We start from the raw sequence: 14,200 nt of genomic DNA, 5'->3' as shown, positions 1-14,200 counted from the left end.
TTGGCTCTTGGTTCTTGCTTCTATTACTTATAGCTTCTTTGTGTTAACTTAACATTTTCAAACACCAGTTCTTCCTTGTGCAGTTCCTCGGGTTGGTTTTCACCTTTAAATTCCCAGGCTGCAACGTAGGCGTACTCATCATCGTGGCGCAGGGCTTCACCTTCTTCTGTTTGAGATTCCAAACGGAAGTGGCCACCGCATGATTCGCGACGATGCAAGGCATCTTCCACCATCAGGGCGCCCAGCTCGATAAAGTCGGCCACACGACCGGCACGCTCCAGCGCATTGTTGATCTCTTCGTTTTTACCTACTACAATGGCGTTTTTCCAGAAATCATCTTTCAGTTCCTGAATTAGTACACGGGCCTTTTTCAAGCCTTCTTCTGTACGTGCCATACCGCAGTACTCCCACATAATGTGGCCCAGTTCGCGATGGTATTCGGTAGTGGTTTTGTTACCTTTCAGTGCCAGTAAACGGGCTACATGCGCTTCTACTTCTTTCTTGGTTTGCGCAAAAGCAGGGTGAGTGGTATCAACCGGCTTTGGTCCGATGGTAGCCAGGTAATCGCCCAGGGTGTAAGGAATAACAAAATAACCGTCGGCCAAGCCCTGCATCAGTGCAGATGCACCTAAGCGATTAGCGCCGTGGTCAGAAAAGTTAGCCTCACCTAAAGCATATAAACCAGGTACGTTGGTGCTCAGGTTATAATCAACCCAAAGACCACCCATGGTATAGTGAACCGCAGGGTAAATACGCATTGGCTGTTTGTATGGGTTCTCATCAGTAATCTGATAGTACATATCAAACAAGTTACCGTATTTAGCTTTTACAGCATCTTCGCCCAAACGCTCAATTGCATCGCGGAAATCAAGGAAAACAGCGATACCTGAACCACCTACACCACGGCCATCGTCAACCATTTCCTTAGCGTTACGTGAAGCCACGTCGCGCGGTACCAGGTTACCGAATGATGGGTATTTACGTTCCAGGAAGTAATCGCGATCTTCTTCTTTAACGTCTTCTATACGAATTTCGCCTTTGCGCAGTCTTTGTGCAACCTCTACGGTTTTTGGTGCCCACACACGGCCGTCGTTACGCAATGATTCAGACATCAGCGTAAGTTTTGACTGGTGTGTACCGGTTACCGGGATACAGGTAGGGTGAATTTGAGTATAGCAAGGGTTTGCAAACAAAGCACCGCGTTTGTGCGCGCGCCATGCTGCAGTTACGTTTGAACCAGCTGCGTTGGTTGACAGGTAGAACACGTTGCTGTAACCACCGGTACACAGCAATACGGCATGGCCTGCATGGGTTTCAATTTCGCCGGTTTTTAAGTTACGGGTAACAATACCTTTGGCTTGGCCGTCAACAACAACAACGTCCAGCATTTCGGTGCGGGTATACATTTTCACTTTACCCTCGTGTATCTGGCGGTTAAGTGCTGAGTAAGCACCTAACAGTAATTGTTGTCCTGTTTGGCCACGGGCGTAGAAAGTACGCGATACCTGCGCACCACCGAATGAACGGTTATCCAGCAAACCGCCGTACTCGCGGGCAAATGGAACACCTTGTGCCACGCACTGGTCAATAATATTTACAGAAACTTCGGCAAGGCGGTAAACGTTTCCTTCGCGGGCACGGTAGTCACCACCTTTAATGGTATCGTAAAATAAACGGTAAACACTATCACCGTCGTTACGGTAGTTTTTGGCAGCATTGATACCACCCTGTGCAGCAATAGAGTGTGCACGGCGTGGGCTATCCTGAAAGCAGAAAGCGGTTACATTATAACCCAACTCAGCCAATGATGCTGCTGCTGACGCGCCGGCCAAACCTGTACCTACAACGATAACATTGTATTTACGTTTGTTGGCAGGGTTAACCAGCTTTAAATTGAATTTATGCTTGCTCCATTTTTCGGCTAATGGGCCTTGCGGAATTTTAGCATCTAAAATCATGTGAATGATATTTATTTAGTAAGCTGTACAGCTTATTTATTTAAACTCTGAATAAAATAAACGATTGGCATGGCGGCAAAACCAAGCGGAATGATAACGGCAAACAGCCAGGTACCTATAAACTCGTAAATAGGTTTGTATTTACGGTGAACCCAACCAAAAGTATGGAACGCGCTCTGGAAACCATGCACTAAGTGGAACGATAAGGCCACCATAGATATTACATAGATTAACACATACCACCAGATACTGAAGCTGGCAACAATGCGGCTATGCAAATCTTTAACCCGGATGATTTCGGTATCACCATCAAATGATTGCGAATGTTCAAAATCAGCAGTTTGCGGTGTAAAGTCAGTTACGGTGGTTTGGTTGGTTAGCAGGTTGGTTCTGTACTCTTTGTAGCCTACGCTGTGGGTAAACTTGTACTTGTACCAGAAATCGCCCATGTGAATCACAATGAACACCAATAAAATTGAACCCAGCAGGCCCATGTTTTTTGATGAAAAAGACACCGGCGATTTGGTATGCACCGCATAATCAACCGGGCGGGCATGACGGTTGTTGGTGGTTAAAATGTAGGCGTAGATAGCATGCACGATAATGCACAGGTACAAAATGTAGGCAATAACCTCAATCGGCGGAAAATGCGTCAGGAAGTTGGCATACATATTAAAACTGTAACCGTTATCATGCTTGAACAACAGCAGGTTACCACCCAGGTGTACAATCAAAAAGACACACAGAAACAAGCCCGTTAAAGCCATGATCAGCTTTTTTCCCAGCGACGAGTTAAAGGTTTGTTTTAATTCACTCATTATATAATTATTTAAAATCAGGCAAAAATATTTATAATAACCCAAAAGATAACACGAGTTTGGCGCAATAGTCACGGAATTGTCTATTTAGAAACATTCTAAAATCGATTGCACCCATACACTATTGTTTAATGAAACCTTTATCTTCGTCACCATAGCCTTATTCGCTTTTTATGAAATTCAATTACACTTTTTTGGCTGCCGCATTGCTGGCCGCTACCGGTTGTACCAAACCTGCACATGTTACTTTTAACGGCAATATTGCCGGCCTTACGGATGCAACTTTCTTTTTGAAAGATGCTGCCGACTCCACCATTGTAGCCGAAAATATAAACAACGGAAACGTTAAAGTAGATGCCCAGCTGGACAACCCCGGTTACGGCACGCTATCCATCAATAAAAACGGCAGTAAAGAGGCTAACAATTTTGAGGTTTATCTTGAGTCGGGCGCTTATACCATTGCAGCAGATGCGGCACGGCTGGATCATTATCCTAAAATCACTTCTTCATCATCCATACAGAAAGAGCTTTCGGCTTATTATGAAATTTATGAGCAGGTAGTAGCTACCTCGCACGAGAACCGCTTAAAAGCAGAGGCCCTGCTTAACAGTAAAAAGGCCACTACCCTAACTAAAAACGAATATATTGCCCTGATTGATAAGGTGAATGCCGCACAGGATGCCGAAGAAGAGGCTAAGATCAATGCCTTTAAAACCTTTGTAAGCAAAAACCCGCAAAGCGTGGCATCCGCCCATTTAATGAGCAAGCTGGAGGTAGATGTTGACCCGGTTGCGTATAACGACATTTATCAAAAGCTAAGCGCTGCCGCCAAAAATACTGATGATGGTAAAGAGCTGGGCGCTAAACTGCAACGCCTGGTTAAACTGGTACCCGGTGCCGAGGCGCCATCCATTGCAGGTAACACACCCGATGGCAAGCCTTTCAGTAAAGCCGGCCTGAACAAAAAAGGTTACATTATTGATTTTTGGCGGGCGGCCAACCAGGTGAGCCGTGTAAATCACCAGGACATGATTAATGTATTGCAAAAAGACAAGAACGCCAGGCAGTTCGGCATCATCAGCGTATCGTTAGACAGCAAGCGCGAATGGTGGACCAAGGCCATTACCGATGATAACATGACCTGGCCGCAGTACGCCGACCTGAAAGGCGACGAATCGGAAAATGCCAAAAATTGGATGATTACTACCATCCCATCTTATTACTTAGTAGACAGTCAATGGCATATCATTGAGCGCAATGTGGATTATAACCGCTTGCTGTTTACGATTGATAGCTACGTGAAGAAGCATTAATATTTATACGCCGATTGATGGTAAATCTGATTGAGCATTGACACAAAGTAGCGCAGGCTTTTCTCTTACCAATCAAACCTCAATCACCCGATCCTTTAACACCCCAAATACTTTATCCGTGCGCTCATGGCGTACGGATACCTGGCCGGTAAACTTGCCGAAGGATGGTAATATAACCTGTCGCTCACCAAAAGCAAAGCATGGCAACGTAACCGACTGGCGGCCCCGCCCTACCAGCTTTACGCCGGGGTGAATATGCCCACAAAACACGTATTGATTATGCTGATTAAGGCTATCGCAATTTTGCGGGTGGTGCAGCATTAAGAAAGGCCCTACCTGCAACTCATCGTGCGTGGAGATATCCAGCTCGTGGTAATGCTTTTCGTCGATGATATCGTGATTACCTACAATGAGCTGCATTTGGATGTGATCATACTGGCGGCGCCAAGCGGCAAAGGCATCCCAGTCGGCATTCATATCGCTGTGGAACAAATCGCCCAGAAACCATATCTTTTCAGGATGGCACTTATCAATCAGGCGGGTTAGGCAAACCAGATCATCACCGGCCAGCTGCGCCGGTACCGCAAAACCCGATTTGCGGAAATGGCCAACCTTACCCAAATGCACATCGGCTACAATCAAGGCTTTTTGCTGCTGCCAGTAAATGGCTTTTTCGGGCAGTAAAAGCAGCTCCTGCCCCAATAAATTAAAGTTCAACCCTGCACTCATCGGTAAATGCAAAGTTAATAAAAAACAAAAAGTCCGGCTTCATTCAGCCAGACTTTTTGCTAAAATTATTAGTTGTACGCTACTTATGCTTTTTCGCCTTTAGCAGTTACATTGATAGCGCTTTCTGCTAACTGGGTTAACAGGTCGTCAGTTTTCTTTTCTTCGGCCAAAGTTTCATCCAGTAATTTAGCCGCTTCAGTATAGCCCAAAGTGTTAGCTAAAGTACGCAGGGTACCGTATGATGCAATTTCGTAATGCTCTGATTTTTGAGCAGCTGAAATAATACCGGCATCACGGGTCATGCTGCCGTCTTCTGTATCTTCAACAATGCTTTCTGATTCTTTGATCAAACCTTCCATCGCATCACACTTTTTAGCTGATGCTTTTTCTTCGATAAGTTCAAAAACCTGCTCCAGGCGTGCTACCTGATTGTCAGTTTCTTCTTTGTGCGTTTCCAATGCGGCACGCAGTTCTTCAGAAGTAGCTGCTTTGGCTAATTTTACCAAGGCTTTTGACAGGTGCTTTTCAGCCCAGTAAATATCCTTTAACTCGTCAACAAATAATTCTTTTAATGCCGACTCTTCAACGTTCTCCGTATTTTCTGTTTTTTTTGCTTTTGTAGTTGCCATAATGGTAGATGTTTTATGTAAGAGATTAACACGATGGCAGCTTACAGGTTTTAATTAATTGTTAACATTTGTTAATAGCCTTTTGTCGCTTCCGCATATTCCTCTTCCTCCTGCTTACGTTTCTGATTGTAATTGTAGGTACCAATAGCATCAGAGAACTTCTTCTTTTTTAAGTACTTCCAAGCATCTGCATCATCCTTAATCATTTCTTCCAATGCCTGTACGGTAAATTGTTTAATTGGGCCATCACCCGCCTGTATGGCAAATAAACATTCATTTACGTCAACATCTGGTAAAGGGCCGTAAGCATTAATTTTACCTTCAATAACTTTAAAAAGCCAGCAGCTATCTGTTGCTATACCACTGCCTATACTTTTGGTTTCCCTGCAGTATATTCTCTTCTCAGGATCTTTGTAGGCATTAGGTAGGCCATAATCACGAGGCACAATTAAATAAGTAGCCTTTCGAACTGTGTCGGTATATATGGGGGAGCTAACTTTTAATTTTTTCCCGTTTTTCATTTCAACTTCAAACCTATATGAAATCCCTCCACCAGCAACATGATAAAAGCCACTTTCTCTGATCGTGATGACGTGCATATTTCTGTTTGGAGGAACTCTTATGGGAGGCATACCATTGAATGGGGTATTGAACGGCCTATTGAACGGACTATTAAATTGTGCACTTGCCGAACTATATGCAAACAGCAGCATGCACAAGGCGGCCAAACTGTAGATAAGGTTTTTCATGACGCAAATATAGCTGTAATTAAAAATTTTTGAGCAATGGTTTACGCCATACCACCACACGCCATGCTACCTCTGCCGTAGCCAGTGCGCCGAGCGCAAACAGGGCCGGTTTAATGCCTTGCCCTTCGGATATAAAAGCACCGGCCAGTGCCACCAGGTATACGCTTGCAGGTAGCAGTAACAGCAGGTATAGCCCGGCTGTACCTAGTGGTATTTTAAAAGGGCGGATAACATGCGGCTCCTTGATACGCAACCTGATGAGCGTTGCATACTCCAGCGCCAGCCCTGCGCCATAAACTGTAACATCGATAATCAACAGCTCGGCAAATGACCACAGCACCATCAGGCTAACTACTACAGAGCATATTATGATAGATACATAAGGTGTTTTGAACCGCGGATGCGTGCGATTGAGCATAGCGGGTAATAATCCGTCATCCGCCATAACTTTTGGCACGCGCGATACGGATAACAAAACTGCAGCGTAAATACCCAGCGTACTGGCCATACCGCCGGCAGCTAAAAGCGCACCAAGCCAATACCCCGCCATCCGCATGCCCAGTGCCGGGAAACCTTCATTGTTAAAAGCAGCTGCACTAATACCGGATTGCTGTGCAGTAACTATAGCCAGCGTATACACTACCATAACCAGTATAAAGGCTACCGTTACCGAAAACAAATAGGAACGTACGGGCTTTTCAACCTCTTGTGCATAAGTAGTAACATTGTCCCAACCCAAGCAGTTCCACATTACGGTATACAGTGCCATACTTAAGGATGGGAAACCTACCCCGTGCAAACCCGGTGCTGGTAAGCTGTAACTACCCTGATGGTGCATAGCGGCCACAATAAACAAAATAATAAGCGGCAATAGTACCAGTACACTTAACAGCATGGATGCCCGGCCAACCTGCATAATGCCCCATATATTTAAACCGGCCGAAGCCCAGATGATAGCCAGGCAAACCGGTATTTTATAGGCCTGCAAGCCCGGAAAGAAAAACGAGGCATACTCCACAAACAATACCGGGTAAATAGCCAAGTCAACGAAAGTGTATATCCACGTCCACCAGCCTTCAAAAAAGCCCAGCTTACGGCCAAGGCCATGCTTTACCCATTGGTAATAGCCGCCGGTTACCGGCCGCATGCTGTTCAGTTCAAGCACCGTCAGGATGGCAGGTACGTCCCACAGCAATGGCGTAATTAGCAACACCAGCAAAGCCGCATGTTCGCCGGCATAGCTCAATAGCGGTTCCAAGCCGTATGGCCCGCCTGATACCGTGAAAAAGATGATGGCAATAAGTTGTAAAGGGCGTACTTTTTTTTGGATGCCGGTTTGTTGCATAAAAAGTGATAGGCCTGTATGTGATGGCTTCGGGTAAAAGCGTTGCTATAAAATATGCAATTAGCTTACATGCACCAAGCAGCGCAATAAAACAGTTTTATGTTAATCGCTTTCCTCTCCCGAGTGGGTGTAATCGGTTTTTAAAATACTGTAATCGAATACCGGTTTCAGTACATAACGCAATTGCACCAATCCCGAATCATAAGTTTGTGTATCGGTAAGTAGGAGGTTTACCCGCTCTTTTAAATCCTTAAAAAGCGGCTTGCCGCCACCCAATATCACCGGGTGCACGGATAGCAACAGCTCCGTGAGTAAACGTTTCTGCAAAAAGGAAGACACCAGGCCAGCTCCGCCAAACAGCCATATATCCGGCCCGTCGGTATTAATCAGTTCCCGAACTTTGGTTTCCCAATTATCACGGTTAAGTACTTCAACCTTTGGGTGTAGGGTTACCTGCAGGGTATCAGAAAATACGTATATCTTTTGAATAGCCGGAAAGTACTCATCCTCCATACCGGTAATGAGTTCAAAACTTTTCCGGCCGATGAAAATCGTATCCGTATTGCTGAAAAACTCCGACATGCCATAGTCCTGGTCAGTAAAGCACCAATCGTAAGCGCCGTTAGCGTCTTCAATAAAACCATCTAGGCTTACGGCCAGGTTCAGGATAACTTTTCTCATCGGGCTTAGTCTTCTTTTTTATTTTGCTCTTCGGCCCAGCGCTGTGCAAATGATTTTTCGGCAACTTCGGGCATTTCGCGATACTTGCCCCAGGCTTTTTTAAAGAAAAGCTGCATCAGGAAATTCTTTGTTTTACCACCAAAAAAATCGGTAATCTTACGGCTCAGCATGGCCTTTTTCCAGCCGGCCCATCCCCACTGCTCCAATTTTGGAGTTAAACCTTCTTTCACCGCATCGCGCCGGTTAAGCAGCAGCATTTTATGCAGGTCAATTTTTACCGGGCAAACCTCGGTACAACGCCCACATAGGCTGGAGGCATAGCTCAAGTGCTTAAACTCTTCCATACCCTTCATGTGCGGTGTAATTACCGAACCTATAGGGCCGCTGTAGGTAGTGTTATACGTATGGCCACCTACATTTTGGTATATGGGGCAGGCATTTAAACAAGCTCCGCAACGGATGCAATACAAAGCCTGGCGCTGATCCTTTTGGGCCAGTACATTAGTACGCCCATTATCCAGCAGTACCACATACATTTCCTCTGGGCCATCAGTTTCATCGGCCTGGCGCGGACCGCTCAAAATGGTATTATATACGGTAAGGTTTTGCCCCGTACCATGAGTGGACAGTAGCGGCCAGTACAGATCCAGATCGGCAATGGAGGGTATCATTTTTTCGATACCGACTACCGCAATATGTATTTTAGGAAAGGTAGTACACAAACGGGTATTACCTTCATTTTCGCTCAATGCAATACTGCCGGTATCAGCAATTAAAAAGTTAGCGCCACTAATACCCACATCGGCCTGCAGGTACTTTTCGCGCAGCAGTTCACGGGCTTTGAGGGTAAGCTGCTCGGGTGTGGCATCTATCGGGGTACCGAACTTTTCGTTAAACAGGCGGGCTATATCTTCTTTGGAAAGGTGCATGGCCGGCGTTACAATATGATAAGGCTTTTGGCCCAGTAGCTGCACAATGTATTCGCCCAGATCGGTCTCCAGCGACTCGATGTTGTTTTTTTCCAGGAACTCATTCAAATGAATTTCCTCCGTAGCCATGGTTTTTGATTTTACCACCTTGCGGCCACCACTGCGCTGAATAATACTTAATATCTCCTGCTGGGCTTCTTCCACATCATTAGCCCAGATCACCTTACCACCACGGCGCTGAAAGTTGGCCTCAAATTCAAGTAAAAATTTGTCGAGGTTTTCCATCACCCGCCATTTGCTCACGTGCGCCTTACGCTTGGCATTTTCCAGGTTGGTTAATCTGTTAATGCCACGGGTTGCCGATGCATGATAACGGCCCATATTAAAGTTAATGATACGGCGATGGTCCTGATCAAATGCTTTCTCTTCTGAATCCGCTAAAAACTTTTCGGCAGTGCTTCCCATAAAGGCGAAATTAATGTTTTTTCTTGAGTTGATAATCCATAGTTGTTGTTTCGAGGCGAAGTTACAAGCTATGACGAGTTCAGTTAACAAAAAAAGCGCTATCCTGATTTAGGATAACGCTTTAAACTTTCATTTATTTGATCAATGCATGGTTGGTGCATTGTACCTGCTTTTATCGTTCTGACGGCATGTCGTTTTTTACATCCACTGCCGGGCGCTCGTCGCGGTTGGCCAAATCCCAGCCGGTGTAAAACACCAGTTGCGCACGCTTAACCAGTAACGGGAAATCGATTTTGCTTACTTCATCGCCTAAACCGTGGTAATCGGCATGTACACCGTTAAAGTAAAATACGATCGGCACGTTGTGCTTGGCGAAGTTGTAATGATCTGAACGGTAGTAAATACGTTCCGGATCTTTCGGATCATTGTACTTGTAATCGATGTCCATTTTGGTGTAGGTATTATTGGCGTTTTCGCTGATCTTGTGCAGCGTGGTGCTCAATTTATCCGAACCAATCAGGTAACAGTAATCGGGCTTGCCATCATGCGATGGGTCGCGGCGGCCAATCATGTCAATATTTAAATCGGTAATGGTATTGGCTAACGGGAACACCGGATGCTCAGAGTAGTACTCCGAACCCAATAAACCTTTCTCCTCACCTACGTTACCCAAAAACAGGACGCTGCGGCGCGGGCCTTTGCCATCTTTTTTGGCTTTGGTAAAGGCGCGGGCAATTTCAAGCACGCCTGTAGTGCCCGATCCGTCATCGTCAGCACCGTTATTGATGCGGTCGCCGGGAGTACCTTCCGGTAGCATGCCAATATGATCGTAATGTGCCGAAAATACCAGCACTTCATCTTTCAGTTTAGGATCGGAACCTGGTAAAAAGCCCAATACATCTACCGCTTTAGCATCTTTATTGGCCGACTCGTAACTAACAGACACCTCTGCTTTTAAAGTTTGAGGCGCTTGTGTTGAAGCGGCAGCAGTTTGCAGTTGCTCGTAGGTTTTGCCGCTGTTTTTCAGTAATTGATTTGCAGTAGCCGGATTGATGGTTACAATCAGCGGGCGTGGAACTATCGGGCGCGGGTTCTCTTGTTTTAAAGTCATGCGCTCGCTGCTGTTGCTTGGCGAGCCTTGCAGTTTACTGCTCATTACAGCAATAACCAAACCTGCATTTTTACGACGCAGGTTTTGTGCTGCTGAGATAAAGCCGCCACCGCGCTGAGGCGGGTTAGCTTCGGCACCGGGCTTGGCATCGCCAATCAGCACCACTACTTTACCGGTTACATCCAGGTTGTTTACTTCAGCTTCGCTGCCATAACCAACAAACACTACTTCACTTGCATTAACGGTTTGTGTACCTGCACCACCTAATGACAGGTAGTCTTTACCATAGCTCAGCGCATTGCCATTCACGGCAAATGATTTGATGCTGAAAGAGCTTACCGTTAAAGGCACGTCTAAAAAGTACGAACCGTTAACCGGGGCTTGCAGACCCATTTTTTTGAATTCAGCTGCCAGGTAATTGGCGGCTTTATCGGCACCGGGTTTACCGGTTTCGCGACCTTCAAAAGCATCAGATGCAATAATGCTCAGGTGTTTTTTAGCGTCTTCAACACTAATGTACTGCGCGTATTTAACGGCAGTAGCATTTTTTTGGGCACATGCCCCCAGCGCAGCTATCAGTGCCGCACTGCATAAAAAAGTTTTCTTCATTTTGGTTGCGTAGCAATAATCTCAATCAGTAGCCAACATACAAATTAATTTGTTAATGCAGGCGTAACAATTATGTGCCAAAATCAAATTCAGCAAGACATTTTGTTTACCCGGTTGGCATGGCGGCCACCTTCAAACTCGGTAGTCAGAAAGGTTTCTACAATACTTTTGGCTTCATCCAACGAAATGAACCGCTCAGGAATACAAACCACATTGGCGTTGTTGTGCTGGCGGGCCAGGCTGGCCAGTTGCTGCTGCCAGCAAATAGCAGCACGTATACCTTGGTGCTTATTAGCTGTAATAGCTACACCGTTGGCACTTCCGCATACCAAAATACCAAAATCAAACTCGCCACTTTCTACAGCAGCGGCTACGGGATGGGCAAAGTCGGGATAGTCGGTCGAATCGGTTGAGTAGGTACCAAAATCTTTTACCAGGGCATTAGGCAACCATTCCAGCAAAGCTTGTTTATAGCTAAAGCCGGCATGGTCTGAACCAATAGCAATTTTGAGTTCTTTATTAATCATGATGAAGAAAGGATATGCAATTATTTATTGCTGGTGGTCATCAGCTCATTGTGTTTTTTTAGCTTCCGTTTTTCAACCACGGCTGCAACTTTAATACCTACCTCGTACAATATAAACAGCGGTAAGCTCACAATCATCATGGTCATCATATCGGGCGTTGGTGTAATCACGGCAGAAATAACCAATATGGCTACAACAGCATAACGCCTGCCCGACCGCATTACCTTCGGTGTAAGGATGCCGATATTTGATAAGATATAAACCAGAATAGGAAGCTGAAATACCACGCCGGTTGCTAAGGTAAGTGTAGCTACGGACGACAGGTAAGAATCAACAGTAAATGTATTTTCAATAATATCGCTCACTTTGTAACCAGCTAAAAAGCTGATCGACTCGGGCGCAATCACGAAGTATCCGAACAGTATACCTAATATAAAAAGGAATGAGGCATAGAACACAAAGCCCGATGCTGCTTTACGTTCATTTTCATGCAACGCAGGCTTAATAAAGCGCCAAACTTCCCATAACAGGTAAGGGAAACCTAAGGTAATACCAATAATGAGGGCCGAATTTATTTCGAGGGTAAACTGGCCGGCCATTTCGGTATTGATAATTTTGCCCGGAATGGATGTGATACAAAAGCCCGGACGATGTAACGCATCACCCAACTTGCACAGCATACGATAGGTCCAGAAGTCGGGCTTCATGGGCCCCATGATGATCTGATCGAAAACAAAATCATAATAAACAAAAGCCAGAATAGTGAATACCAATATCGCTATGCACGACCGTATCAGATGCCACCGCAAAACCTCAATATGGTCAAAAAACGACATCTCGACCTCCAGGTCTTTACTCTTTTCCTTTATTGCTTTTACTATCTTATTATCGCTCATGTATTGCAAACAAAAATACCATTCTGTATGATATACGAATGGTATTTGATTTTAATTTTATTTGTAGTAAAATATTTCTTAAGCCACAATCTCAAAAGTCTCCATAAACTTGGTGGTAAAGTTACCTGCTCTAAAGTTCGGATCTTTTAACAGTTGTAAATGGAACGGAATAGTGGTTTTGATACCTTCGATCACAAATTCGCTTAAGGCACGCTCCATGGTGTTCAAAGCTTCTTCGCGGGTTTGCGCCACGCAAATCAGTTTCGCAATCATTGAGTCGTAATTTGGCGGGATAACGTAACCGCTGTATACGTGTGTATCAACCCTTACACCATGGCCACCCGGTGAGTGGAAGTTGGTGATTTTACCCGGCGACGGGCGGAAGTTGTTAAGCGGATCCTCGGCGTTGATACGGCACTCAATAGCGCACATGGTAGGCTCGTAGTTTTTACCTGATATTGGTGTACCGGCAGCAACCTTGATTTGCTCTTTGATCAAATCCACGTTGATTACCTCTTCGGTAACCGGGTGCTCTACCTGGATACGGGTATTCATCTCCATAAAGTAGAAGTTCTGGTGTTTATCCACCAAAAACTCAATGGTACCGGCACCTTCGTAATTAACGGCTTTAGCACCTTTAATGGCAGCCTCGCCCATTTTACGGCGTAGTTTCTCGGTAATAAAAGGTGATGGCGATTCTTCAACCAGCTTTTGGTGACGACGCTGGATAGAGCAATCGCGTTCGCTCAGGTGGCAAACTCTGCCGTATTGATCGCCCACTACCTGTATTTCAATGTGGCGTGGATCTTCCACGTATTTTTCAAGGTAAATACCGTCGTTGCCAAAGGCAGCACCGGCCTCGGCACGGGCCGAATCCCAGGCTGGTTCAAACTCCAAATCGTTCCAAACAATACGCATACCGCGGCCACCACCACCGGCAGTAGCTTTCAGTATGATAGGATAACCTATTTTACCGGCAACCTGTATACCTTCTTTCACATCGGTAAGCAAACCCTCGGAACCCGGAATGGTTGGCACGCCGGCTTTTTTCATGGTTGATTTGGCTGATGCCTTATCGCCCATGGCATTGATCTGATCGGCAGTAGCGCCGATGAACTTAATACCATACTCGGCACAGATAGCCGAAAACTTAGCGTTTTCAGACAGAAAGCCGTAACCAGGGTGGATAGCATCCGCATTGGTCAGCTCGGCTGCTGATATAATGTTGGGAATGTTTAAGTAAGAATCGCGGCTTGCCGGCGGACCGATACATACGGCTTCGTCAGCAAAACGCACGTGCAAACTGTCACGATCGGCAGTTGAGTATACGGCTACCGTTTTGATGCCCATCTCTTTACAGGTGCGGATAATCCGCAGGGCTATTTCACCACGGTTAGCAATAAGTATTTTTTTAAACATAGAGTTTGTGTTTGGGATTTCA

13 protein-coding genes are annotated in these 14,200 nt (G+C 45.5%); 1 reads left to right on the top strand and 12 read right to left on the bottom strand.

The genetic code is table 11. The features are described from left to right. Positions 1-23 precede the first annotated feature (23 nt). Together KHS38_RS16120 and KHS38_RS16115 are read right to left on the bottom strand one after the other, a co-directional pair. Positions 24-1,958, bottom strand: coding sequence for a fumarate reductase/succinate dehydrogenase flavoprotein subunit (locus KHS38_RS16120; protein ID WP_213489573.1), 1,935 nt, complete (start codon positions 1,956-1,958; stop codon positions 24-26). Positions 1,959-1,990: 32 nt separating this feature from the next. Continuing rightward, positions 1,991-2,776, bottom strand: a complete 786-nt coding sequence (locus KHS38_RS16115; RefSeq protein ID WP_213489572.1) for a succinate dehydrogenase cytochrome b subunit — start codon at positions 2,774-2,776, stop codon at positions 1,991-1,993. A 173-nt stretch (positions 2,777-2,949) separates the two neighbouring features. On the opposite strand from KHS38_RS16115, the gene KHS38_RS16110 reads away from it, so the two are divergent. Next, entirely contained in the window at positions 2,950-4,089 is a 1,140-nt protein-coding gene (locus KHS38_RS16110) for a TlpA family protein disulfide reductase (protein WP_213489571.1), read from the top strand. A 72-nt stretch (positions 4,090-4,161) separates the two neighbouring features. On the opposite strand, the gene pdeM is transcribed toward KHS38_RS16110, so the two are convergent. The 10 genes from pdeM to accC all read right to left on the bottom strand — a co-directional run bounded on the left by pdeM (position 4,162) and on the right by accC (position 14,178). Next, the gene (pdeM, locus tag KHS38_RS16105; RefSeq protein ID WP_213489570.1) at positions 4,162-4,818 is read right to left on the bottom strand and encodes a ligase-associated DNA damage response endonuclease PdeM; all 657 of its coding nucleotides are present in this window, start codon (positions 4,816-4,818) and stop codon (positions 4,162-4,164) included. 83 nt (positions 4,819-4,901) lie between these two features. Continuing rightward, positions 4,902-5,447, bottom strand: coding sequence for a YciE/YciF ferroxidase family protein (locus KHS38_RS16100; RefSeq protein ID WP_213489569.1), 546 nt, complete (start codon positions 5,445-5,447; stop codon positions 4,902-4,904). 71 nt (positions 5,448-5,518) lie between these two features. Then, positions 5,519-6,196 carry a hypothetical protein gene (locus KHS38_RS16095; RefSeq protein ID WP_213489568.1) on the bottom strand — a complete coding sequence of 226 codons (678 nt, stop codon included), beginning with the start codon at positions 6,194-6,196 and terminating at the stop codon, positions 5,519-5,521. A 19-nt stretch (positions 6,197-6,215) separates the two neighbouring features. After that, the gene (locus KHS38_RS16090) at positions 6,216-7,541 is read right to left on the bottom strand and encodes an APC family permease (protein ID WP_213489567.1); all 1,326 of its coding nucleotides are present in this window, start codon (positions 7,539-7,541) and stop codon (positions 6,216-6,218) included. A 102-nt stretch (positions 7,542-7,643) separates the two neighbouring features. Then, positions 7,644-8,222, bottom strand: coding sequence for a dihydrofolate reductase family protein (locus tag KHS38_RS16085; RefSeq protein WP_213489566.1), 579 nt, complete (start codon positions 8,220-8,222; stop codon positions 7,644-7,646). 5 nt (positions 8,223-8,227) lie between these two features. After that, positions 8,228-9,616 (bottom strand): LutB/LldF family L-lactate oxidation iron-sulfur protein, encoded by a 1,389-nt coding sequence (locus tag KHS38_RS16080; protein WP_213489565.1) that lies wholly within the window; start codon positions 9,614-9,616, stop codon positions 8,228-8,230. Between the two features lie 172 nt (positions 9,617-9,788). Next, on the bottom strand, positions 9,789-11,336 hold the full coding sequence (locus tag KHS38_RS16075; protein WP_213489564.1) for a M28 family peptidase: 1,548 nt from the start codon (positions 11,334-11,336) through the stop codon (positions 9,789-9,791). Between the two features lie 89 nt (positions 11,337-11,425). Then, positions 11,426-11,863 carry a ribose 5-phosphate isomerase B gene (gene rpiB, locus KHS38_RS16070; protein WP_213489563.1) on the bottom strand — a complete coding sequence of 146 codons (438 nt, stop codon included), beginning with the start codon at positions 11,861-11,863 and terminating at the stop codon, positions 11,426-11,428. 20 nt (positions 11,864-11,883) lie between these two features. Then, on the bottom strand, positions 11,884-12,759 hold the full coding sequence (gene tatC / locus KHS38_RS16065) for a twin-arginine translocase subunit TatC (RefSeq protein ID WP_213489562.1): 876 nt from the start codon (positions 12,757-12,759) through the stop codon (positions 11,884-11,886). 78 nt (positions 12,760-12,837) lie between these two features. Continuing rightward, entirely contained in the window at positions 12,838-14,178 is a 1,341-nt protein-coding gene (accC, locus tag KHS38_RS16060; protein ID WP_213489561.1) for an acetyl-CoA carboxylase biotin carboxylase subunit, read from the bottom strand. Positions 14,179-14,200 lie beyond the last annotated feature (22 nt).

This window comes from Mucilaginibacter sp. Bleaf8, assembly GCF_018390515.1.
GTDB lineage: Bacteria > Bacteroidota > Bacteroidia > Sphingobacteriales > Sphingobacteriaceae > Mucilaginibacter.
This window is presented reverse-complemented; position numbering and strand designations above follow the sequence as displayed.